Annotated in this window: 17 protein-coding genes and 1 pseudogene; 7 read left to right on the forward strand and 11 right to left on the reverse strand. The window is 41.9% G+C overall.

Annotated features, from left to right (window positions below):
- Nucleotides 1-11: 11 nt before the first annotated feature.
- The 6 genes and pseudogenes from ACRWQM_RS18115 to rpmH all read right to left on the reverse strand — a co-directional run bounded on the left by ACRWQM_RS18115 (nt 12) and on the right by rpmH (nt 4,459).
- Complete coding sequence (locus tag ACRWQM_RS18115; protein WP_434928904.1) at nt 12-623, reverse strand: 3'-5' exonuclease; 612 nt, start codon at nt 621-623, stop codon at nt 12-14.
- Nucleotides 624-643: 20 nt separating this feature from the next.
- Nucleotides 644-2,005, reverse strand: a complete 1,362-nt coding sequence (gene mnmE / locus ACRWQM_RS18120; protein WP_434930820.1) for a tRNA uridine-5-carboxymethylaminomethyl(34) synthesis GTPase MnmE — start codon at nt 2,003-2,005, stop codon at nt 644-646.
- 91 nt (nt 2,006-2,096) lie between these two features.
- Nucleotides 2,097-3,724 (reverse strand): annotated as a pseudogene (yidC, locus tag ACRWQM_RS18125) (membrane protein insertase YidC).
- A 3-nt stretch (nt 3,725-3,727) separates the two neighbouring features.
- Nucleotides 3,728-3,982, reverse strand: coding sequence for a membrane protein insertion efficiency factor YidD (gene yidD / locus ACRWQM_RS18130; protein WP_434930821.1), 255 nt, complete (start codon nt 3,980-3,982; stop codon nt 3,728-3,730).
- A complete protein-coding gene (gene rnpA, locus ACRWQM_RS18135; protein ID WP_434927673.1) occupies nt 3,949-4,305 on the reverse strand; it encodes a ribonuclease P protein component in 357 nt (118 codons plus the stop codon). The genes yidD and rnpA overlap by 34 nt, the downstream gene beginning before the upstream one ends.
- Before the next feature lie 16 nt (nt 4,306-4,321).
- Nucleotides 4,322-4,459 (reverse strand): 50S ribosomal protein L34, encoded by a 138-nt coding sequence (rpmH, locus tag ACRWQM_RS18140; protein WP_006083827.1) that lies wholly within the window; start codon nt 4,457-4,459, stop codon nt 4,322-4,324.
- Nucleotides 4,460-4,906: 447 nt separating this feature from the next.
- On the opposite strand from rpmH, the gene dnaA reads away from it, so the two are divergent.
- From dnaA to gyrB, 4 genes are all read left to right on the forward strand, one after another.
- A complete protein-coding gene (dnaA, locus tag ACRWQM_RS18145; RefSeq protein ID WP_226412258.1) occupies nt 4,907-6,295 on the forward strand; it encodes a chromosomal replication initiator protein DnaA in 1,389 nt (462 codons plus the stop codon).
- Nucleotides 6,296-6,314: 19 nt separating this feature from the next.
- Nucleotides 6,315-7,415 (forward strand): DNA polymerase III subunit beta, encoded by a 1,101-nt coding sequence (gene dnaN / locus ACRWQM_RS18150; protein WP_226412260.1) that lies wholly within the window; start codon nt 6,315-6,317, stop codon nt 7,413-7,415.
- Nucleotides 7,416-7,510: 95 nt separating this feature from the next.
- The gene (recF, locus tag ACRWQM_RS18155; protein WP_434927672.1) at nt 7,511-8,593 is read left to right on the forward strand and encodes a DNA replication/repair protein RecF; all 1,083 of its coding nucleotides are present in this window, start codon (nt 7,511-7,513) and stop codon (nt 8,591-8,593) included.
- 15 nt (nt 8,594-8,608) lie between these two features.
- On the forward strand, nt 8,609-11,026 hold the full coding sequence (gene gyrB, locus ACRWQM_RS18160; protein ID WP_434927671.1) for a DNA topoisomerase (ATP-hydrolyzing) subunit B: 2,418 nt from the start codon (nt 8,609-8,611) through the stop codon (nt 11,024-11,026).
- A 63-nt stretch (nt 11,027-11,089) separates the two neighbouring features.
- Here the strand turns inward: gyrB and ACRWQM_RS18165 are convergent, their stop codons facing one another.
- Nucleotides 11,090-12,367, reverse strand: coding sequence for an MbnH family di-heme enzyme (locus ACRWQM_RS18165; protein ID WP_434930822.1), 1,278 nt, complete (start codon nt 12,365-12,367; stop codon nt 11,090-11,092).
- Nucleotides 12,367-13,314, reverse strand: a complete 948-nt coding sequence (locus ACRWQM_RS18170; protein ID WP_434930823.1) for an MbnP family copper-binding protein — start codon at nt 13,312-13,314, stop codon at nt 12,367-12,369. Before ACRWQM_RS18170 ends, ACRWQM_RS18165 begins: the two co-directional genes overlap by 1 nt.
- Nucleotides 13,315-13,424: 110 nt before the next feature.
- On the opposite strand from ACRWQM_RS18170, the gene ACRWQM_RS18175 reads away from it, so the two are divergent.
- The gene (locus ACRWQM_RS18175; RefSeq protein ID WP_434930824.1) at nt 13,425-16,160 is read left to right on the forward strand and encodes a choice-of-anchor B family protein; all 2,736 of its coding nucleotides are present in this window, start codon (nt 13,425-13,427) and stop codon (nt 16,158-16,160) included.
- A 495-nt stretch (nt 16,161-16,655) separates the two neighbouring features.
- Nucleotides 16,656-17,720: an HDOD domain-containing protein gene (locus tag ACRWQM_RS18180; protein ID WP_434927667.1), complete on the forward strand. Its 1,065-nt coding sequence runs from the start codon at nt 16,656-16,658 to the stop codon at nt 17,718-17,720.
- A gap of 74 nt (nt 17,721-17,794) precedes the next feature.
- On the opposite strand, the gene glyS is transcribed toward ACRWQM_RS18180, so the two are convergent.
- Together glyS and glyQ are read right to left on the reverse strand one after the other, a co-directional pair.
- Nucleotides 17,795-19,864, reverse strand: a complete 2,070-nt coding sequence (glyS, locus tag ACRWQM_RS18185) for a glycine--tRNA ligase subunit beta (protein WP_434930825.1) — start codon at nt 19,862-19,864, stop codon at nt 17,795-17,797.
- Between the two features lie 10 nt (nt 19,865-19,874).
- The gene (gene glyQ, locus ACRWQM_RS18190) at nt 19,875-20,780 is read right to left on the reverse strand and encodes a glycine--tRNA ligase subunit alpha (protein WP_235087217.1); all 906 of its coding nucleotides are present in this window, start codon (nt 20,778-20,780) and stop codon (nt 19,875-19,877) included.
- Between the two features lie 113 nt (nt 20,781-20,893).
- Here glyQ and ACRWQM_RS18195 point away from each other — a divergent pair, with 113 nt between their 5' ends.
- Nucleotides 20,894-21,463, forward strand: coding sequence for a DNA-3-methyladenine glycosylase I (locus tag ACRWQM_RS18195; RefSeq protein ID WP_434930826.1), 570 nt, complete (start codon nt 20,894-20,896; stop codon nt 21,461-21,463).
- 93 nt (nt 21,464-21,556) lie between these two features.
- Here the strand turns inward: ACRWQM_RS18195 and ACRWQM_RS18200 are convergent, their stop codons facing one another.
- Nucleotides 21,557-24,742: an amidohydrolase family protein gene (locus ACRWQM_RS18200; RefSeq protein ID WP_434930827.1), complete on the reverse strand. Its 3,186-nt coding sequence runs from the start codon at nt 24,740-24,742 to the stop codon at nt 21,557-21,559.
- Nucleotides 24,743-24,843: the final 101 nt, after the last annotated feature.

Consider the following 24,843-nt stretch of genomic DNA (forward strand, 5'->3'; position numbering starts at 1 on the left):
GTTTTAATTGTTTATAAATGGGTTAAATATCGATTAATTTGAGCTCTGGGCATTCGAGTAATGTTATTGACGGTATCAAAAGCTAAATCAATACCTGGCGATTTATCACTAAGTAATGTTAATTGATGCAACCATAAATGTGCTGTCATTGTGGCATCTGCTAATGCGCGATGGAATAATCCATCGGTTGGCAGTTGATGATATTCCACTAAAGTAGCTAGTTTATGGTTCGGTGCCTGTTGGCTTATGCGACGTGATAACAATAATGAGCACGCAAATTGTCCTGAATAGCGTCGCTTGCATAAAGCAAATTCAGCATCTAGAAATTTTTTATCAAAACTGGCATTGTGAGCAACCAAATTAAAGTCACCAATAAAGTCTGCAAATTTATCCATAACTACCTGACAGCTTGGTGCATCACGTAACATAGCATTAGTGATCCCAGTATATTGTTCAATAAAGGCATTCACTCTTCTGCCTGGGTTGATTAAAGACTGGAAGGTATCAATAATGACACCGTCAACAATCTTTACCGCGCCTATTTCTATCGCCCTGTCACCGTTATCAGGTGATAAGCCGGTGGTTTCAAAATCGAGTACGATGACATTATTAGCTAACAGCATATTCACTTATTACCTATACACTACTTACCAATACAGAATGAGCCGAATATTTTGCCTAGCAAGTCATCTGAGGTAAATTTACCGGTTATTTCTGATAATGCCATCTGGCACATACGTAACTCTTCTGCGAGTAATTCACCAGCTAAATACACTTCAAGTTGTTCTTTACCCAGCATTAAATGGCTTGCAGCTAAATCTAAGGCTTCTAAATGACGACGACGGGCAATAAATCCGCCTTCTAAATTACTTTGATAACCCATTAACGATTTTAGATGCTGCTTAAGATCTTCAATTCCTAAACCCGTTTTAGCAGATATACGGTAGACGTCATAACCCTGTTCTTCCGACATTGTTAACGGTTCGCCAGTTAAGTCCGCTTTATTACGAATAACGGTAATACCTAATCTTGGTGGCAAGCGGTCAATAAAGTCTGGCCAAATATCATGTGGATTAATGGCATAGGTTGTGGTGCCATCGACCATAAACAACACTCTGTCAGCGGTGGCTATTTCAGCCCAGGCACGTTCAATACCTATTTGCTCAACGGTATCTGTGGTATCACGTAAACCCGCAGTATCGATGATATGCAGTGGCATGCCATCAAGGTGAATATGCTCACGTAATACATCACGGGTAGTGCCAGCAATTTCGGTAACAATGGCTGACTCTTTTCCAGCTAGTGCATTGAGTAAACTTGATTTACCGGCATTAGGGCGGCCTGCAATAACCACTTTCATGCCTTCGCGAATAATGGACCCTTGCTTAGCACTGGCTTGAACAGTGTCTAGTTTATCGATGATTTTATATAACGCACTGGCAATTTTTCCATCGGATAAAAAGTCGACTTCCTCATCGGGAAAATCAATCGCCGCTTCGACATATAAACGCAGGTTGGTGACTTGTTCAACTAACTGATGAACCTCCTTAGAAAACTCACCTTGAAGTGATTGCAGTGCACTTTTAGCAGCCTGTTCACTGGTTGCATCAATTAGGTCAGCAATGGCTTCTGCCTGGGTTAAATCAAGCTTGTCATTTAAAAAGGCCTGTTCACTAAACTCACCCGGTTTGGCAATACGAATACCGTCAATTTCCATAACACGCTTTATTAGCATGTCTAATACTATTTGGCCGCCATGACCTTGTAGCTCTAAAACATCTTCACCGGTAAATGAGTTAGGCCCTTTAAAGAACAAAGCGATACCTTGGTCGATCACCAGACCATCGCTACTATTAAAGTCACAATATTCGGCATAACGTGTTTTAGGAATATGACCAATAATAGCGGTGGCCACTTTGCTGGCTAAGTCACCTGATACGCGAATAATGCCTACACCACCACGACCGGGTGCGGTAGCTTGTGCCACAATAGTATCTGTTGTCACGGTTATTTCCTGCTAAATCATTAATGGAAAAGGCGGCCAATTAAGCCGCCTTTTTATTATCAAACTATTTAGTTTACTGCAGAGCTTGGGCTTATTTTAAGCCTTTTTTATCAAGTCCGGCATAAATAATTTTTTGTTGGGTAATGGCCACTAAGTTACCCACTAACCAGTAAAGAACTAAACCTGCTGGGAACCATAGGAAGAACACAGTAAAGATAACTGGCATCCACTGCATCATCTTAACTTGCATAGGGTCCATAGTCGGTGCCATTGGTTGCATCTTTTGCATTAACCACATAGACACACCCATTAATAACGGAAGTACATAGTAAGGATCTTGTACCGATAAATCGTTAATCCATAGCATGAATGGCGCATGACGCAATTCATAACTTTCAAGTAATACCCAGTAAAGTGCAATGAAGATAGGCATTTGCAGAAGGATAGGTAAACAGCCACCAAGTGGATTTACTTTTTCTTTCTTGTAGAGTTCCATCATAGCTTGACCCATCTTTTGACGGTCATCACCAAAGCGCTCTTTCATGTCCGCTAGTTTAGGCTGCAGGTTACGCATTCTAGCCATAGAGGTGTACTGTGCTTTGGTGAGTGGATATAACAAACCACGTACTGTAAGAGTGATTAAAATAATCGCCATACCCCAGTTACCCACAAATGATTGATAGAACATCAATAACCAGTGAATTGGAATGGCTAACCACCAAAGGAAACCGTAATCGACCACTAAGTTCAGTGACTCAGAAATGGCAGATAATGCTTCTTGATCCTTAGGACCAACATAAAATTGCGATGAAATCGTTTGCTCAGCACCTGGTGCAATATCATATATCGCGCCACGGAAGCCTATGTTAGCCAACCCCCCGCACTGACGCTTGAAAAAATGGTGTTTTGATCATCAGCTGGTGGCACCCAAGCAGACACAAAGTAGTGTTGAAGCATTGCAGCCCAACCACCTAATGTTTTCTTGTCTAGGTTTTTGTCAGCCATGTCATCGAAGCTGTATTTCTCATAACGAGTGTCTGCAGTTGAGAAAGCCGCACCGCGATAAGTTGGCATCATCATGCTGCTTTCGCTTTCTTTGATGCTGTGCTTAATTTGACCATACATTTGAACTTGCAGTGGTTCTGCTGAAGTGTTGTTTATGCGGTAATCAACGTCAATACTAAATTTACCACGGTGAAGTACAAAGACTTTCGTGTAAGTAACGCCGTTGTCAGCAACAAAAGTGAGTGGCACTTCTAAACTATCTTGGCCATCAGCTAAAGTATATTGCTGTGACTGGCTAGTATAGTGCGCGCGACCTTTTGCACTGCTATCGATACCATTACGGCCAATTAAGCCGCTTTGGGCGATATAGTAGATGTCTTTTGTTTGCTCAAGCAGTACAAAAGATTCTTCTTTATCTATTTCAAGTCTGTGTCCAACTAATGCTGAATAAACAATATCGCCACCTACTGGATCAATTTTTAATACTAATTGGTCTGTAGTAATAGTGATCAGTTCTTTAGATGCGCTAACCACTTCCGGTAGGGAAGTATCAGCATCTGGAACATCAGATGTTTGAGAATTATTTGCCGTCGATGCTACAACTGATGATTCAATTGCGACGGGTTGTGGTGTTTTATCTGTTTGCCATTGTTGCCACATTAAAAAGCTGACAAACAGCAGACCTATTAGCAATATATTGCGTTGAGATTCCATAGCCTATTTATTACACCTGTCATTTTTAGGGGGGACGGGATCATTACCGCCGGCATGTAAAGGGTGACATTTTAATATGCGTTTGATTGCAAACCAACTACCTTTTGCCGTTCCATGTGTTTTTATTGCTTCAATAGCATAATGTGAACATGTTGGATTGAATCGACAACGCGGTCCAATCATAGGGCTGATAAGAAGTTGATAGCCACGAATTAACGTGGTTGCTAGCCATTGTAACGGCGACTGAGTTTGCGCCATAGCTTTTCTATTAATTTATGTAGTTCTGCATTTTCCATTTCCATCACGCCATTTCTGACCAATACTACGATATCTATGTTGGGGATGTCGTGTTGATGTAAACGAAAACTATCTCTTATCACACGTTTAATACGATTACGCTGATTAGCACGTTTAACAAAACGTTTTGCAACAGTTAATCCTAAACGGGGATGTTGCTCTTGGTTTGGAACAGCGAGCAGAGTTATTTCAGCAGAGGATGCTTTGATTGGATTGGAGAATACAGATTTAAATTGCGCGGGAGTTAGCAAACGTAACTCCCGCGTAAAGGTATAGCTAGTCACCTAGTTATCTACTTAATTAAGCAGACAAACGAGCGCGACCTTTCGCACGACGACGTGCAAGCACCTTACGGCCGCCTACAGTGGCCATACGAGCGCGAAAGCCGTGAGAACGCTTGCGCTTCAGGTTGCTAGGTTGAAAAGTACGTTTACTCATGATGGCAATCCGTCTTTGTTAGTGAATTTGCCTTATCTCCAACATTAGAGGTAAGGGTAAAAAAGAGGCCGAATTGTAATCACTTTAACTCTCAGCGTCAACAGCCAAAATGGTTATATGATAAATTTCTGCCAATTAACCTTCGTTAAGATTTGTTAAATACCACAATATTGTGTGGATAACTCTGTGTACCAACACAATATATAGTGGTTTTAAAACTATATTACCAGATCGAAGAATGCGCATTATAGATCATTCTGGATCGGTTAATAAAGCGGGATTTGCATCATTTTGATAGAAAATAGATCGGCTTTGATCTTTAATGATCGAAGATATCCACATACAATGATCGCCTTGGGGATAAATATTAGATTAACGATAGCGATCATCCTGATCTCACTATAGAATAGATCTCCTTTTGTTAACCTATTTTTGGGGAAGAAATAAGTGGCGGTTTCACTTTGGCAACAATGTATCGGTAGGCTGCAAGACGAATTATCGGCTCAGCAGTTCAGTATGTGGATCCGTCCGTTACAAGCTGAAATGGATGGTGATACGTTAGTTCTTTATGCTCCAAATAGATTCGTATTAGATTGGGTGCGTGATAAGTACATTAATATCATTAATCAATTTTTTACCGAGCAAATGGGCAGTAATGCGCCTAAATTGCGTTTTGATATTGGTAGTCGTCCTTCAGCTCGCCAAACTCCAGTGGTGTCAGCCCCTGTTTATGCAAAGCCAAGTGGTCACCAGACTAAGGCGCGTGTTGGCACAACCTTTAACACTCAAGCTGACCCTGTAGCCAATGCTAACCATCGTAGTAACATTAACCCTACTTATCAGTTTGATAACTTCGTTGAAGGTAAATCAAACCAATTAGGTAAAGCTGCTGCATTACAAGTTGCTGAAAATCCGGGTGGCGCTTATAACCCGTTATTTTTATATGGCGGCACAGGTTTAGGTAAAACTCACTTATTGCATGCTGTCGGCAATGGCATCATTAAAAATAACCCAAATGCAAAAGTGGTTTACATGCATTCTGAGCGTTTTGTTCAGGACATGGTTAAAGCATTACAAAATAATGCTATAGAAGAATTCAAACGTTACTATCGCAGTGTTGATGCTTTGTTTATTGATGATATTCAATTTTTCGCTAACAAAGATCGTTCACAAGAAGAATTTTTCCATACCTTCAATGCGTTATTGGAAGGCAATCATCAGATCATCTTGACTTCAGATCGTTATCCTAAAGAGATTGACGGTGTTGAAGATCGCTTAAAATCGCGTTTTGGTTGGGGCTTAACAGTAGCTATTGAGCCACCAGAGTTAGAAACCCGTGTGGCGATTTTAATGCGTAAAGCACAAGAGAGTGGAATAAACCTACCTGATGAAGTGGCGTTCTTTATTGCTAAACGTTTACGTTCTAACGTACGTGAACTAGAAGGGGCATTAAACCGTGTTATTGCTAATGCTAACTTCACTGGCCGCCCAATTACCATTGATTTTGTCCGTGAAGCATTACGTGATCTCTTAGCATTACAAGAAAAGCTAGTCACGATAGACAATATTCAGAAAACAGTGGCAGAATACTACAAAATAAAAATGGCAGATATGCTGTCTAAACGTCGCTCGCGTAGTGTGGCAAGGCCAAGACAAGTGGCGATGGCGCTATCTAAAGAACTCACAAACCATAGCTTACCTGAAATAGGTGATGCATTTGGTGGTCGAGACCATACAACCGTGCTGCATGCCTGTCGTAAGATTGCGCAGCTGCGCGAAGAAAGTCACGACATTAAAGAAGACTATGCCAACTTAATAAGAACGCTTTCTTCTTAATTCAGGGAATACTGACACAATGAAATTTTCAATTGATAGGGATGCACTGTTAAAACCATTGCAATTGGTTTGTGGTGCCGTTGAACGTAGACACAACTTACCCATTCTTGCCAATTTACTTGTTGAAGTTAGTGACAACTCACTTAAGTTAACCGGTACAGATTTAGAGGTTGAGCTGGTTGGTCAAGCCGCTATTCAAGGTGATGTTGTTACTGGACGCACAACGGTTCCAGCCAAAAAGCTGTTAGATATTGTTAAATCATTACCTGACTCATCAGAACTGCATATTGAGCAACAAGATAATAAATGGTTGCTGCGTTCTGGCCGTAGTCGTTTTTCATTGGCCACATTACCGGCCGAAGATTACCCTAACGTTGAAGCATTCCAAGCGGATATTGAATTTAGTATAAAACAAGGTGTGTTGAAATCGATTATTGATTCTACTCAGTTTTCAATGGCTAACCAGGATGTGCGCTATTATCTTAATGGTTTACTATTTGAAACCGAAGGCAACATGCTGCGTTCTATTGCCACAGATGGCCATCGTTTAGCGCTAAGCCACCGCCAAGTTGAACAAACACTGCCAGAAAAACAAGTTATTGTCCCGCGTAAAGGCGTGGTAGAAATGTCGCGCTTACTGGATAGTGAAGATCAAGATATTACAATCAGTATTGGTGATAATGCCATTCGTGCCGTAACGGCCAATGCAGTATTTACCAGTAAACTCGTTGATGGGCGTTTCCCTGACTATCGAAGAGTGCTGCCAAAAGGGGGCAATAAAATAGTCATTGCCAGCCGTAATCAGCTTAAACAAGCATTAACCCGCGCCTCGATTCTTTCTAACGAGAAGTTCCGTGGTGTGCGTATTCAGCTTGAACCTGGCTTATTAAAAATTACCGCTAATAACCCTGAGCAGGAAGAAGCCGAAGAGATTATTGATGTTGACTATAATTCAGATAATTTAGAAATTGGCTTTAATGTTAGCTATTTATTGGATGTACTCAATAACCTTGCCAGTGATGAAGTTCGCATCACCTTAATAGATGGTAACTCAAGTGCTTTAATTGAGAATCACCTTGAAGAAGACTCCATGTATGTGGTTATGCCAATGCGCCTATAAGGGTGTTGTGGTAGTCTATTAACCATAGTTAACAAGGTGCTTATATGCACCTTGTTTTGTCTTTAATTCAGCGCGTACAGTACCCATAGGTTTGCATGAATCTTAGCCGCTTAACCATTAACTCTTTCCGCAATATTTTGTCTGCTAATCTTAGTACTGGCAATGGATTAAATTTGATTTATGGCCAAAATGGCAGTGGTAAAACCAGTATTCTTGAAGCGATTTTCTTTTTAGGCATGGGACGTTCTTTTCGTAGCCACTTATCGCAACGGGTGATTAATACTGACGCCGATAATTTAGTGTTATTTGCCCAACTTACCGATGGTGAAGAGCATACAAAAATTGGTTTGCGCCGCCATCGCAGCGGTGAAATAGAAGTTAAAATTAATGGTGATAAAGTAAAAAAGCTGTCTGTATTGGCTGAAACATTACCTATTCAGGTGATAACCCCAGAAAGTTTCTCACTGCTGTTTGAAGGACCAAAGGCTAGACGACAGTTTATCGATTGGGGCGCGTTTCATTCTGATCCACAATTCTATCAAGCCTGGGTTAATACTAGACGTATTTTAAAGCAAAGAAATCAACTTCTTAGAAATCAAGCCGCCTATTCTCAAATACAGTTTTGGGATAAGGAATTGGTACGGTATGCTGAACAGGTCACTGATATACGAAATCACTATGTAGACTCGTTAAATGAGCTACTAAAGGGTATAATCAATGAGTTTTTACCTCAGGTTAATATTAATGTTTCCTTTACCCGAGGATGGGATAGCAAAACGGACTTTTCGCAATTATTAGAAAACCAATATCCTAGAGATTTAGCCACCGGAAATACCGCAAGCGGCCCGCATAAAGCGGATTTACGTTTACGGGTAGGCAACTTGCCTGCGCAGGACGCGTTATCCCGTGGTCAATTAAAATTATTAGTCTGTGCACTGCGTATTGCACAGGGAAAGTTGCTCAAACAACAACTGAATAAAAACAGCATTTATTTAGTCGACGATTTACCGTCAGAGTTGGATGCACAGCATAGGCAGCTATTGTTGAAACAGTTAACCGAAACCGGCGCACAAATATTTGTCACCGCAATCGAGCCTGCAGCAATAGTCGATTCGTTAACAAGTCCCCCCGACAGGATATTTCATGTTGAAGATGGACAAGTAACGGTTATTGAATAACAACGAGAGAGAAATATGTCAGAGAATAGTTACGATTCTTCGAGTATTAAGGTTCTAAAAGGCCTTGATGCAGTACGTAAGCGCCCTGGTATGTATATTGGTGATACTGATGATGGTACGGGCCTTCACCATATGGTATTCGAAGTCGTCGATAACTCTATCGATGAAGCGTTAGCCGGTCACTGTAGTGACATTACTATCATGATTCATAGCGATGGATCTGTGTCTGTCAAAGATGATGGCCGTGGTATTCCGGTTGCTATTCATGAAGAAGAAGGGGTTTCTGCCGCTGAAGTGATCATGACCATACTGCATGCTGGCGGTAAGTTTGATGATAACTCATATAAAGTCTCTGGCGGCCTTCACGGTGTGGGCGTATCGGTAGTTAATGCGTTATCAAAAAAACTGCAGCTGACTATTCGTCGTGCGGGTAAGATTTATGAACAGTTCTACACTCATGGTGTACCTGATTCACCTATTACCGAAATTGGTGATGCAGTTAAAACCGGTACTGAAATTCGTTTTTGGCCAAGCTCTGAAACGTTTACCGATGTAGAATTTCATTTCGATATTTTAGCTAAACGTGTTCGCGAGCTCTCTTTCCTTAACTCGGGCGTTGGTATTCGCCTTGTAGATGAGCGTGAAAATAGAGAAGAGTTCTTTAAATACGAAGGCGGTATTAGCGCGTTCGTCGATTACTTAAACCGTAATAAGACACCTATTAACAAAGAAGTATTCCATTTTGTGCAAGAGCGTGAAGACGGCATTACCGTTGAAGTGGCTATGCAATGGAATGATGGTTATCAAGAAAATATTTTCTGTTTTACCAATAATATCCCCCAACGTGATGGTGGTACTCACTTAGCCGGTTTTAGAGGTGCGTTAACGCGTAACTTGAATACCTATATGGAGCGTGAAGGCTTCAATAAAAAAGGCAAAACTAGTGCCACAGGTGATGATGCCCGTGAAGGCTTAACTGCGGTTATTTCAGTTAAAGTGCCTGATCCAAAGTTCAGCTCACAGACCAAAGATAAATTAGTGTCAAGTGAAGTGAAAAGCGCGGTAGAACAAACCATGGGTGAGAAGTTGAATGACTACCTATTGGAAAACCCAGTTAATGCTAAGTTGATTGTCGGTAAAATTGTTGATGCAGCTCGTGCGCGTGAAGCTGCGCGTAAAGCGCGTGAAATGACACGTCGTAAAGGCGCATTAGATTTAGGTGGTTTGCCAGGTAAACTAGCTGATTGCCAAGAGAAAGACCCTGGTCTTTCTGAAATATATATAGTGGAAGGAGACTCTGCTGGCGGTAGTGCTAAGCAGGGGCGTAATCGTAAAAATCAGGCCATTCTGCCGTTGAAAGGTAAAATTTTAAACGTAGAAAAAGCCCGTTTTGACAAAATGTTATCTTCACAAGAAGTAGCCACGCTTATCACTGCTCTAGGTTGTGGTATTGGCCGTGATGAATACGATCCAGACAAAACCCGTTACCACAATATCGTTATCATGACCGATGCTGACGTCGACGGCTCGCACATTCGTACCTTGCTGTTGACCTTCTTCTTCCGTCAAATGCCTGAGCTTATTGAACGTGGCTATGTGTATATTGCACAACCACCTTTGTACAAAGTTAAAAAAGGCAAACAAGAACAGTATTTAAAAGATGAGTTAGCGTTAACTGAATATCTAACAACTCAGGCTTTAGATGGTACTCACATCTATCCAAGCCAAGGTTCATTAGGTATGAGCGGTGAACCATTAGAGCGTTTAGTGACCCAGTATCGTGAAGTTGAAAAGATTATCAAACGCTTAGAAAAACGTTTTCCAACTAACATTACTAATCGTATGCTTTATCATCCTGAAATCACCACTGCAATGCTTGCTGATCAAGGTGTGATGAATGCATGGTGTGATGCCTTTATTGCTGATTTAGTTGCTTTAGAAAATAGTGGGGTGATTTATTCATCTGAAGTTATTTTAGATCCTGAGCGTAAAGTGTATACCCCAAAAGTCATTATTCGTAAGCACGGTATTGATACTAGTTACGTATTTGGCTATGACTTCTTCACTTCGAATGACTATTTGCGCATTGCTAAATTAGGTGCTGCTTTAGACGGTATGATTGAAGAAGGCGGCTATGTGCAACGTGGTGAGCGTCTAAAAGAAGTGGATAGCTTCTTAGAAGCGTTAGATTGGACCATTAGTGAAGCAAAGCGTGGCTTATATATTCAACGTTACAAAGGATTGGGTGAAATGAACCCTGAGCAATTGTGGGAAACTACAATGGATCCAGAGTCTCGTCGTATGTTGCGAGTCATGATTGAAGATGCGGTCGCTGCCGATCAACTGTTCAGTTGTTTGATGGGTGATCATGTTGAGCCTCGTCGTGAGTTTATTGAAACTAATGCGTTAAATGTGGCTAACTTAGACGTCTAGCTTTAAGCGTAACAGTAGCGATAAAAAAGGAAAGCTTAGGCTTTCCTTTTTTGTTTGCATTTTTTACGGTTTAATCTCAACCCAGGGATCGCTAAATTCGATATTGGTGATGAATTTTTCATCGGTTAAGCTGGCGAGAAAAGCCAGTAACTGTTGTTTTTCCGCTTCACTGATTTCAAAGCCCTTAATGAATGGACTTTTTAATGGATTTTGTCGTCCATCTCCTTGGTGTTCCCCTGCTGTAATATTACGGCCACCAGCTGCATAAATATCTATCACTTCAGATAAACTCGCCACGCTACCGTCATGCATATAAGGCGCTGTTAGGCTGATATTTCTTAAGCTTGGGGCCCTAAAACGACCGTCATCGATAGCTTTACCACTGACTTGAGCTAGACCAGTATCCTTTTGAGGGTAACCTAGCTGGCTATTTTGCTGTACTGGTGTCAATGCCGTGTCAGCCAAACTATTACTGGCTAATGATGTGCCAAGTAACCCAGTACGTTCAGTGTAATATAAGCCGGTATTGTGGAAAGGGCGTCTGTCTAGTGGTTGCTTTTCGTGGCTGGTGGATTGGGTAAAGTTAAAGCCGCCATGGCAATGATGGCACTCAAGTTTTTCTGAGAAGAATAGCGCCATTCCCGCGAGTTGGGCTTCATTCAGGGCATCGTCTTGCTCATTGTAGGCGTAAGCATCAAAGGGTGAGTTTAAGGATACTAAGCTTCTTACAAAACTCGCTAAAGCTTGAGTTATCTGTATAAAGTCAACACCGTTAGCTTGTTGGCCGAAAGCTTGCTCAAATAGTGCTGGGTAGGGCGCTTGGGTAAATCGTGCGAGTATTAATGCTTCTTTACCCGCGAGCCCCATTTCTACTGGCTGCTCACTAAACAGGGGCAGTAAAACCTGCTCCTCTATATGAGTTAGACCGTCGTGGGCCCAGGTGAGGGTTTTGTTGTAGGCAATATTGACTAAGGCTGGCGCATTACGAGTGTGCGCTTGCCCTGTACTGCCTATGGAAACCTTGAGTGTTTCGGCAAAGGCTTTGGATTGTAAATGGCAACTGGCACAGCTTTGTGTTTGATTGGCAGACAGGCGAGTGTCATAAAATAAGTAACGGCCTAATGTGACCTTGGCCTGTGTGATTGGGTTGTCGGCAGGCACTTCAGGCTTTGGGAAGCCTTCTGGTATTGGCCATTCATATTGGCTGACTTTGCTAGCAGATTCTGCCTGATTATCATTTTGTTGGTGACTTTCTTGCCCACAGCCCAATGCGAGCAGCATTAACAGCGCAAGTGCCATGGTGGCCAGCCATTGAGGTTTGCTGGGTCGGTTAATCTGCATTAATTAAATCGCCACATTTTAGGGGTATCAGATATATCGCTATCCAGAGGTTTGAGTGTTAAAGCTGCTTCACTCGCACTGTTTATCCCTAAAGCGTTAAACAGAGGCTGGCAACTTAGGCTTTGTGGATCAGACATACAAGCCTGTTGCGAGAGTTTGTCATCATTAAGTACAGTCGTTAGTAGAGGAGCTAAGTCTAATATTAGCTTTTGCTCCCCTTGATAAGCTAATTCGACTTTGGCTCTATTGGGGTAGCGGCAAGCCTTTAAAGGTGCACGCATTACACTTGCTGATTGGCAACCGATAGAGCCTAAATGAAATTGCCAGCCGGTTTGCAGACTAGCTAAAGGTATGTTTGCAGTTGTCTGATTAGTGGTAACTGCTGAGTTTGGCTGGTTAGTTTTATTCAAATCCAATCGTAAAAATTTATGCCCTTGTTGCCATGTCCAAAACATATCACTTTGATTAAGTGGCGGTAGCGCTTTAAGTGGATTACCGTGATTAAGCTTAAATGGCACACCCAATTCAAAACCCATTAAGCCCGGTGTCAATGGTCTTTCAAAATCAATTGTCCAATTTTCCTTACCTTGGCAATCTCCTCCCAATAACAATAAATTTTTCTGTTGATGGCTTAATGTCTCCAAATCGGCATCTGTCTTGAGCGTGATGGGTTGACCGTTAAGGGTAAAGTTACTTAAGTAAAATTGGAGTTGTGCTAAATGCCACTGTGCTAATAGAGGCTCGTTGCACGTTACTGTTTTGTCATGCCACATCAATATAACTCTTAATGACTTGTTTTGTGCTGATTGCGCTTCAGAACCGTCACTACAAGCGACAAGTAAGCATATTAAAGGCCATATCCATAGATGTGTAGGGCTTAACGCTAAGGATTTTTTTAACCGTCTAAAATGGGTGCTAAGGGAAGTAATATAAATAAATGATGACATGTTATCTTATTGTTGTTTATGTGTTGCTTTTCTGTATCCTACAAAATAAACCCTCAAAAAGCACTGATTTCTCGTTGATTTTAACTACTGGAACAAAAACGGAGTTCATTATGACGTTCCCTTATTTATGTAAGAGTGGCCTTAAACTTGTAGGTTTATTGTCTCTTAGTTGTTTTGTTAATACTTCCGCACTGGCGCATTCAGAGCATGATAAAGCAAGATTTGTCAGTGAGACGGGTCAAGATAAGGGCTTATGTGATAACGCATTGCGCCCTTGTAAAACAATTGCTTATGCAGTGACTCACGCTAATAAGGGCGATCGTGTATTGGTTGCTGATGGTTATTATCAAATTCAAGATATCGATGAACTCTTCTTACTGACCAGTGAAATCGTGCCTGTTATGGGGGGATTTAATCGTTTTGATCATTATCTTTCCCAGGCGCCACAGCTTAATAATACTGTTTTGGCAGGTGTACCATTAGAGTTTGCATCTAGCTTACACGATCGTGGTTTTAGGGTGATAAGTGATGGTATAGGACAGTATGGCAGTCAGCTTGATGAGATGTTAAAAGAGCATCAAGCGTTACAGCAAGACCATTCAAGTCAGGAGTGTACAGGTGGTAAGGCGGGTGGCTTTAACTGTGATGCCATCGACTTAGTATCCCATGTTTCCCTTGGTAGCTTTTCTTCCAAACCTTCGGCTGCCAATGATATTTGGGGCCATGTAGATCTTAATACCGGTACAGAATATGCCATTATTGGATTAACCAATGGTACCGCCGTAGTGAGTCTGGCCGATCCTGCTAATCCGGTTGAAATCGGTACTGTTTCTGGTAGCAATACCAGTTGGCGCGATATTAAAGTTTATCAATGGTTTGACACCTTAACTTCTCGCTGGAAAGCCAATGCCTACGTGACATCAGAAGGCTCAGATAAGATTCAAATTATTGATTTAAGCCAGTTGCCGACCTCTATCACTCGACTAGCAACTGATTCAGCTGAAGGAGCGGCGCACAATGTGTATATCAGTAATCTTGATTATACTACCAATACCGCGTTAAGTGGTTTAACACCCAACCTTCATATTGTAGGTCAAAGTAGTGCTGGTGGTGCCTTTAAGAGTTATTCCCTAACAAACCCCGGTCGCTTAAGTGCTAGTTTTAGTCATAGCGGTGCCACGCGTGATGATTACACTCATGATGCCAGTTCTATGGTAGTTGACGATGCTAGAGCACAAGCCAGCTGTCAAACGGCCATATGCACGGTTTTATTAGATTTTAATGAAAACAGCATGCGCCTTTGGAATATTACCAACCCCTCACAGAGTAAGTCATTGTCAGAAGTTAGCTATGCTAAAGCTGAATATGTTCATTCAGGCTGGTGGAGCGAGGATAAACGTTATGTGTTTGTCCACGATGAATTAGATGAACAAAGAGCCGGACTTAATACTACATTACGGGTTTTTAATGTTGATAATCTAGATGCTCCTAGTTTAGTTAAAGTATGGTCTGGACCGACTAAGGCGATAGATCATAATGGCTATGTTCGTGGAAATCGATATTACATGTCCAATTATCAACGTGGCGTGACTATTTTAGACATTAGTCAGCCAGACGACCCTAAAGAGGTAGGTTACTTTGATACCTTTCCAGCGTCAGACAGTAATGCGTTTAACGGCGTTTGGGGCGTTTACCCTTACTTGCCATCTGGTTTAGTGATTGCTAGCGATATCAATAGTGGTTTGTATATTCTGCGAGATAAGACGCAAAGCCAGATTCAGGGTAATGCGAGCTTTAGTTCAACAACATCATCTGCACTAGCGGGAGATGTGATTACTGTTAATGTGCAACGTCCGCAAGGCGAAGGTGTTGTTGATGTGGGTTATGAAACCCTAGAGGCAAGTGCAAAGCAAGGGCGTGATTTTGAGGCTCAAACAGGGCGGTTAAGTTGGGAGGCCAATGACCTTACGCACAAGCAAATTGTTATCACCACCTTTGACAGTGGTCAAAACCGTGAGCTTAAGGCATTTGTCCGTTTGTTTGATCCCCAGGGCGGTTTAGGCATTACCAGCCCAAGCTACCATGAGTTATCTATTGGCGAAGATGTACCTCAGCCAGGCACCCTTGGTTTTGAGCGCGAACTAAGCACTATTAATGAAGGAGCAGATCCACTAAGTGTATCGGTATTACGCGTTGGTGGTAGTGTAGGTGAGGTGCGTGTTAACTATGAGTTTATAGAAGGCACCGCATCGTTAACAGAGGATCTTCAAGGTAACCTAAGTGGTGAACTCGTCTGGTTAGATGGCGACTCAGAAGCTAAGGAAATTATTATTACCCCCAAGGAAGATACTCTCGTTGAAGGTAATGAGCTATTTTTGATAAAACTGACCAGTGTTGACTCAAGTGTACTTGGTTATTACATCCAGACAGTGACTTTAGTTGATAATGACAGGCTTAATCGCGCTCCTATTGTTACTGTGGGCGACAGTCGTGAGGTGAATGCAGGGGAAACCGTGACATTAACCGCAGTGGCTTCCGATCCTGAAAATGATGCTATTAGTTACCTATGGCAACAAACAGGTGGTACTGCAGTGAGCCTAACTAATGCGAATACAGCCTCTGCGCAGTTTGTTTCACCAACGTATGATACAAGCTTAGTGTTTAGTGTGACAGCAACGGATAGTTTGCAAGCTAGCGCTTCAACAAGCGTAACTATTACGGTCAAGGCGGCTGTTGTGCCATTACCTGTACCAATAACTGAGCCATCCGGTGGCAGCAGTGGCGGCAGCTTAGGTTGGATATCGCTATTATTATTGGCTTTAATAGGTAAGCGTAGAATAGCTTAATCGTGGTTGTGGGTAATTATTAGCGTGTTATAAGAAATGGAACCTAATGGTTCCATTTTTGTTAGTGAGTGAACACCTACTAACTTTGCTATTTTATTAAACTGGCAAGCGTTACAGTTAAAACCCTACTATCTAGCGGCTATGGTTGTACATAATGTTTTTGTGTCGGCTTGATATGACTTGTACTTAGATCAAATAGTTTAGGTAGATTTCACCTAGATTAATTATGGTAAACTTCATTATTCGAGTATATCGGCTTATAACGATTAACCATTGAGGGTGATTGGTAATTGGACTGGCCAAGGACAGACTTGTGTTGATGAGTCTCACATAAAGTTCTATGGTGAGCTTGTTGAAATCAGCAAATTAAATATAACTTATCTAGATTTTATTGTTGAGCTAAATTATAAAACAGCGCCATCTAGCTGCGACTTTTATTGCAGAGTGCTATGGTTAAGTCAGAGCCTTTTATTCATTATCATTTGGATCAATGCCGTGGTCAGAACATTTTTTAAGAAGTTGTTTAATATTCGTGATAATCAAGAACAAGCTAAGTTTACCGGTGTGTCCAATACTGAAAAATTAAAAGCTGCATCACGCGCTAAAGCCGCTGAACGAGCCACTACAACACAGGTAGAGTCGCAGATTAATGAAGCTGAGCAGTTGTCATCAATTGATGTTTCAGCGTTATTTTATAGTTTACTTTTTCCTGTGCAACAGCAAGGTACGGGTATAGCTAATAATCTTGAGCACCAAGTGATGGGCAAAATTGAGATTGCGTTAAGCTCTCCCAAAGACATAGCTGAAAATGTGTTAAAACTTCCCAGTAAAATAGTTGAATTAGATAATAAGCTGGCTAATCAAGACGTCGATATTAAAGACGTATTGCAATTAATAGAACAGGATCCTTTGTTAAGTGTTGAAGTCTTAAAGTTATGTAACTCGACAACTTTCAAACGCTCTGATAGAGAGGTGACTAATTTACAACAAGCTTTAGTGCAATTGGGCCGTGAACAATTAAGGCAGTTTGTAACGGCTTGTTTGGCCCGCGAAATGATAGATATTAAGCCAATTTATTTCCGTCGTTTTGGCGCTGAAATATGGCGTCATTCAATGCAGGTGGCTTTTTTATCTAGCGAGCTTGTTGAAGGTGAGCGTGATAGCGCTTTTTTATTAGGACTATTACATGATGTGGGTAAGATTGCTATATTCAAAATGTTGATTGATGCTTTTCATCAAGCAGAACCCGGCGAACAGCCCAATTCATTATTGTTTAGTCAGCTCATGACCTCAAAATCACTGACGCTAAGTGCTTTATTAGCTAAATATTGGCAATTGCCAAATACCTTTGCTGAAAATTTATCTTTACTGGCCAATGCTAATGTACCGCCTAAGTCAGGTGCAGCTAAAGCGGTTTGGCGAGCGAATGTGATAAGCGAATGTTCTATGTTAGTACAAGCGAATAAAATATCAGAAGAAGTACTGATTAAGTTATTGGCTCAAGTCGACATTTCCCGCGAGTCTTTTGATGAACTACATCAAAAATTATTACAGTTTTAAATCACTCTGATTTGAATACACATAAAAAAAGCGCCTAGGGCGCTTTTTTTATGTAATGACATTTAAACTAATCGTTACTGCAGTACAGAAATGTCTGCAATATGTAAGAATTGCTCACGTAAGCTATTAAGTAACGCTAAGCGGTTATTCTTAAGTGCTTCATCATCAGCCATCACCATGACATCTTCAAAGAAGGTGTCTACACTTTCACGTAAATCGGCTAGCAAGGTTAATGCCTGCTGATAATCAGCATTAGCAAATAGGGGTGCTAATTCTGGTTGCAGTTGGATTAACTTATCCGCTAAAGCTTTTTCTGCCGGTTCAACTAATAAGCTCTGGTTAATGGTTTCAGGCAGTGTGCCTTCAACCTTGGCCAAGATATTAGACACTCGCTTATTAGCTGCAGCAAGGGCTGTGGATGCCTCTAAACTGCGGAAGTGTGATACCGCTTTAACACGACTATCAAAATCAGCAGGGCGCGTTGGGCGACGTGCTAACACTGCAAGAATCACATCAACTTGAATGCCTTTATCTTGATACCAGCTACGGAAGCGGGCCATAAAGAATTCAAGAACATCATCAGCGGTTGTTTTATTGCTAAGACTATCACCGTGAAGTGTTTGCGCTTGAGCGATTAATTCCACTAAGTCTAACGGTAGATTGTTTTCTACAATAATACGTAAAATACCAATAGCGGCACGGCGAAGAGCAAATGGATCTGCTGCTCCCTTAGGGGCTTGGCCAATACCGAAAATACCCACAAGGGTGTCAAATTTTTCAGCTAAGGCAACCGCACAAGATACCGCATCTGTTGGCACTGTATCACCTGAAAACTTAGGCTTATATTGTTGTTCAATAGCAACAGCAACCGCTTCTGACTCACCATCTAAGCGGGCGTAATGCATACCCATAGTGCCTTGGGTATCGGTAAACTCCATCACCATATTGGTCATCAAGTCTGCTTTTGATAGTAAGCCTGCACGACTAGCATCAGCTTCGCTGGCATTTAATTGTGCAGCGATAAAACCTGCCATTGCAGAAATACGTTCAACGCGTTGCTTTAACGTGCCTAATTGCTTTTGGAATACCACGGTTTCTAGGCTGGCTAAACGAGACTCTAGGGTGTGCTTTTTATCTGTGTTGAAGAAAAACTCAGCATCAGCAAGACGTGGGCGAACCACTTTTTCATTACCTGAAATAATTTGCTGCGGATCTTTCGATTCAATGTTGGTGACAAAGATGAAGTTAGGCAGTAACTTGCCTGCGTTATCAAACACAGGAAAATACTTCTGATCGCCTTTCATGGTGTAAACCAAAGCTTCAGCTGGCACGTTTAAGAACTTTTCTTCAAAGCTGGCGGTTAATACCACTGGCCATTCAACTAATGAGGTGACTTCTTCAAGTAAGTCATCTTCAAGTTCTGCTATACCACCAATAACCGCAGCAGCTTTTTCTGCATCAGCTTTTATCAAGGTTTTACGGGCATGATAATCTGCAATCACTTTACCTTGTTCTTTGAGCATAGTGATGTAGTTATCTGCATGATCTAACTCAAATGAGGCTTGCCCCATAAAGCGGTGACCTCGAATGGTTCGTGCAGATTGAATCCCTAACACTTCACCTGAAATAGACTCGGCACCTAATAACATGGTGACAGTATGAACCGGGCGAATAAACTGAGTTTTGTTATTACCCCAGCGCATTGGCTTTGGAATAGGCAGCTTATCTAATGCTTGTTGAGTCATGTCAGCAATAAGGCTGCTTGTGGCTACACCCACTATTTTGGCTTGATGAACTAACCATTCACCTTTGTCTGTCACTAAACGTTCAGCTTGCTCTACCGTAATACCGTTACCACGAGCCCAGCCTTGGGCTGCTTTGGTTGGATTACCGTCAGCATCAAATGCTGAGCTAACAGCAGGGCCACGTTTTTCAACAACTTTATCCGCTTGCGCTAACGCTAACTGAGTAATGCTAATGGCTAATCGGCGAGGTGCTGCATACCAAGTAGATGTGGTAAAAGGTAAGTCAGCTTTAGTGAGTTCTGCTTCAAAGTTAGCTAAAAATGATTCCGCAAGTGTGCGTAGTGCTTTTGGCGGTAACTCTTCAGTGCCAATTTCAATGAGTAAGTTTTCAAATTTCATCTAATAACCTCTACTTACACATAGGGAAGCCTAACGCTTCACGTGCTTTATAATAAGATTCTGCTACACCTTTAGCCATGGTACGAACGCGTAAAATATAACGCTGGCGCTCGGTCACTGAAATAGCATGGCGTGCATCAAGTAAGTTAAAAGCATGGGAGGCTTTCATGACTTGTTCGTATGCAGGAAGAGGTAATGGTTTTTCTAAGCCTAATAATAGTTGGCAGGCCTTTTCACAGTCATCAAACTGTCTAAATAGTACTTCAACATTCGCGTGCTCAAAGTTATAAGTGGACTGTTCAACTTCATTTTGATGGAAAATATCGCCGTATGTGACTCTTCCCATTGGGCCGTCTGTCCATACTAAGTCATAGACACTATCGACTTCTTGGATATACATGGCTAAGCGTTCCAAGCCATAGGTGATTTCACCCGTAACAGGGCTACACTCTATACCGCCAACTTGCTGGAAGTAGGTGAACTGAGTCACTTCCATGCCATTTAGCCAGACTTCCCAGCCTAAACCCCAAGCACCTAAAGTCGGTGATTCCCAGTTATCTTCTACAAAACGAATGTCATGGACTTGAGTATCAATACCTAAAGCCTCAAGTGAGCCAAGGTACAACTCTTGAATATTATCTGGAGAAGGTTTCAATACCACTTGGAACTGGTAATAATGTTGCAAGCGGTTAGGGTTGTCACCGTAGCGTCCGTCAGTTGGGCGGCGTGATGGCTGCACATAAGCGCTGCTCATTGGCTCTGGCCCTAAGGAACGTAAGAATGTTTGTGGGTGGAAAGTTCCAGCGCCCACTTCCATATCTAGCGGTTGAACAATTGCGCAACCTTGCTGCGCCCAGTATTCTTGTAGGGTTAGGATGAAACCCTGGAATGTCTTTACGTCATGTTTCGTCGTCATGTCTACTACTGTCAGGCTATTAATAGAAAATGGAATTGATTATACCTTGTAGAACAAGGTAGATGTAGGTTATTTTTTAACGTATTACTGAAATTGTTAATGGACACCATAACATGCAAGTTAACCGATGTGGCTGGGTAAGTGAAGACCCTATGTATCAACAATATCATGATGAGGTATGGGGGCGGCCTGTTTATGACCCTATAGAGCTTTTTGCTAAACTGTGTTTAGACGGTCAGCAAGCGGGATTATCCTGGATAACCATTCTTAAAAAGCAGGCTAACTATGAAGCCTGCTTTGCTCATTTTGAACCGAGTATTATCGCCAGCTTTGATCAAGACAAAGTCGAGGAGCTGTTACTTAATCCTGGTATAGTGCGTAATCGATTAAAGGTTAATTCCATTATTCGCAATGCCAAAGCGTATTTAGCTTTTGTTGAGCAGGGCAATGATTTCTCTGAATTCTTATGGGGCTTTGTAAACGGTAAGCCACAGGTAAATTATCCTGCAAGGCTTAAAGATGTGCCTGTGCAAACGCCAGCATCTGAAGCTATGTCAAAGGCGCTGAAGAAGATGGGCTTTAATTTTGTTGGCCCAACTATTTGTTATGCTTTTATGCAAGCCGTTGGCATGGTCGACGACCACACCACAGATTGCTTTTGTGCCGCGTCTAAGCGTCAATAATGTAGAGCGGTTTGAGTATCGCTTAATAAAAAAGGGTGTTCCACGTGGAACACCCTTTATTGTTACAACATAATGCTGTGAATTATATCTACACTATTTTGTTTCAAAGAAAAACGGCTTACGTTGTATCTTAGCGCCATTCAACTCATTCATTGTTTCCGAATTAAATAACTTACCGTTAACCATAGTGTAAGTTACTTTATCAGTGCTGCGAATGTCAGTCAGTGGGTCACCGTCAATAACAATCAAATCGGCTAGTTTACCTGGCTTGATTGTACCAAGCTGATGATCCATACCAAAAGTGGTTGCTGGGTTAATGGTGGCTGTTTTCAATACATCCATATTACTCATGCCGCCTTGGGCAAACATCCACATTTCCCAATGAGCAGCCAGACCTTCACGTTGTCCATGTGCACCAATGTTTGGCTTAACACCAATTTCATTTAGTTCGTTGGCAACGCGTGCGACATTAAAATGATTGTAATGTGCATCCGGTGCAGTGGTTCTACGCATTGAGCGCGCATCTAAAATATCATGCGGAACATACATACTTAAGCGTGGATGTGCCCAAACGTCGGTTTTATCATACCAGTAATGTTCACCAGAAATACCACCGTAAGCTACTACCAAGGTTGGGGTGTAGGCTACTTTAGTTTGGCTCCAAAACTGTTTGATGTCGCTATAAATGGCAGCAACTGGTAATGAGTGTTCAACCGTTGTGTGGCCATCAGCAATCATAGTGAGGTTATGTTGAAGTAGCGATCCACCTTCAGGGACTACCATCATTTCTAATTCACGCGCTGCCGCTATTACTTGCTGACGTTGGTTACGTCTTGGTTGGTTATAGCTTTTTACGCTAAAAGCACCGACTTTTTTAAGGCGTTCTAAATGGAATTTAGCATCATCTAACGAATCAATGTGTGAGGTATAACCAGGGCCGTTAGCGCCATATAGAATCGTACCGGTTGAAAATATACGTGGGCCAACAATGTTACCGGCTTTTTGTTGCTCTGCAGCAGCAAAAATCTCAGTGGTATCATTTGAAGGATCATGGATAGAGGTGACTCCTAATGATAAGCCTGAATAGAGCGCCCAGTTTTGTTGTGGAATGATCTCATCATCTGCTTGGCCACCATGTGCATGGGCGTCAAACAGGCCAGGCATAATAGACTTACCGGCAATATCGATAACTTGCGCGCCAGATGGAATGGATGTTGATGCATCGCCAACAGCAACAATTTTATTGTCTTTAACTATCACCACACCATTTTCAATCACTTGATCATTTTCAAGGGTGATGACTTTACCGCCAACAAAAGCGATTGTTCCACGTGGAACATCTGCATCCTGTTTAAAGCCAATAGAGGTTATTTGGGGCTCAATTTTGGCGTCAGATTTTTCATACTGAGTATCAACTTTGGCTTGATATAAGTCTGGGCCAAGGGTCCAATAAAGCTCGTTGCTGTCATTGTTCCAACTTATGCTTTCGCCGGCACGGGCACTGAGTTGAGTAACGGGTAGATTGTTAGCTTTAGGGCCAATGTTAATTGTTTCACCATGCTTAGCAAATGGCGTGACATAAACACGGAAACGTTCTGCAAATGCAAGATGTTCACCATTCGGGGCTATACGAAACTCTGTCGCATGTTCGCTAGTGTAATGAGTACGTTTTTCAAAACCGTTCATGCCAATTGATGAAAGTTGCGGCGAGCTGCCGTAATCCATAAAGTACACTCGGTCGTTATCTGCACCAAATTGTGGTTGATAACCACTGGCAGATAGCTTGGTGTTTTTCTTACCTTTAGTATCAACTTTATATAAACCAGGTTCTTGAGACCAAGTGCGAGCTGTCATATAGCCGCCCTTAGCTTTACGATAAACCACATATTCTCCATTAGGAGAGAATGTTGGCTCAACATATTTACCAGGTTCATTAGTTAACACTTTGGCTTTTCCACCACGCGAACTGACGATGCTAACGGTACCTTGGGCTTGGTCATTCCAAGTGGTAAATACAATGTTTTTACCATCACGTGACCATTGAGGGAATAGCTCGTTAACATCATTATCTAAACGAGTTAAGCGTTTTTGTTTTCCATCTTTTATATCGCGGATCCATAACTTGCCCAATGCTTCAAATACCACTTGTTCACCATCAGGTGAGACCTGTGCCATGCGCAGCATTTTTACATCAAAATTATCTTGATCAAGGTTCTGAGTAAATCTAACAGAGGGCTGTACATCTAACTGGGTTTTAATAGAAAAGGGTATATTACTAAGCGTTTTTTTAGCCACGTTTAGCTTGTTGATTTTACCGTTAGCCCAGAACACAATATCTTTATTATCATTGGTCCAAGACATTGTTGGGTAAACGCCGTGAATAGCCCAGGTTTCTTGCATGTCACGATCTAGCTTGTCATACAGCTTTGTTTCTTCACCAGACTTTAAGTCCAGAGAATATAAGGTCGACTGGAAACCATCTCGTTTTATGTATGCTAAAGATTTACCATCAGAGCTTGGTGTTGGGCGAATAGCACCGCCGGTACCTTCAATTAATACTTCAATGTCACCGGTTTGGGTGTCATAGCGTTTAATTTTATAAATCCCTTTTACAGAATCCTTTGAGTAATGAAAGGTTTTACCTGGGGTCGCATCTTGGCTGAAATAGATATAGCGGCCGTCAGGTGAGTAGGCAGGCTCGCCTAAATCTTTTTGATCATTTGGACGTTCTGTCAGCTTAACGCCTTCACCTCCAGCAACATGATACATCCACACTTCGCCAGCACCTAAGCTTCGACTTGCCGTAAAGTGTTTACGAGCAACTAGATACTGTGAGTCAGGACTCCAGGCTGGGCTGTTTAATAGGCGGAATGTTTCGCTGGTTACTGGATGTGGATTGGTGCCATCGGCATTCATTATCCATATGTTGTCGCCGCCATCTTCATCTGATGTGAACGCAATATATTTTCCATCAGGGCTATAAACTGGCTGCATTTGCCATGCAATGCCACTAGCAAGTTGGGTTGCTTCGCCACCAGATATAGGCATTTGATAGATATCGCCTAGTAGGTCAAATACAATCGTTTTGCCGTCAGGTGATACATTGACGTTCATCCATGTACCATCAGTGACATTAATGTCGACTTTTTGTAATGGGGCATTTTCTGGGGCGTTGACTTGCCATTTCGCTGCTTCATCTTCTGTGGCAAAACTAGTTGAGCTAATACCAAGTGATAATGCTATCGCGGTATAAATAGGGGTAAGTTTTTGTGTGAACATGCAAGATCCATTTATTTATCATTATAAGAGTATTAATGCCAACCAACAGTATCTAAAGTGGTTTGTGTCAGGCTTGTTAGCATCAAATCTGGCTTGGTAAC

It is taken from the genome of Shewanella sp. HL-SH5, assembly GCF_051163755.1.
Lineage (GTDB): Bacteria > Pseudomonadota > Gammaproteobacteria > Enterobacterales > Shewanellaceae > Shewanella > Shewanella glacialimarina.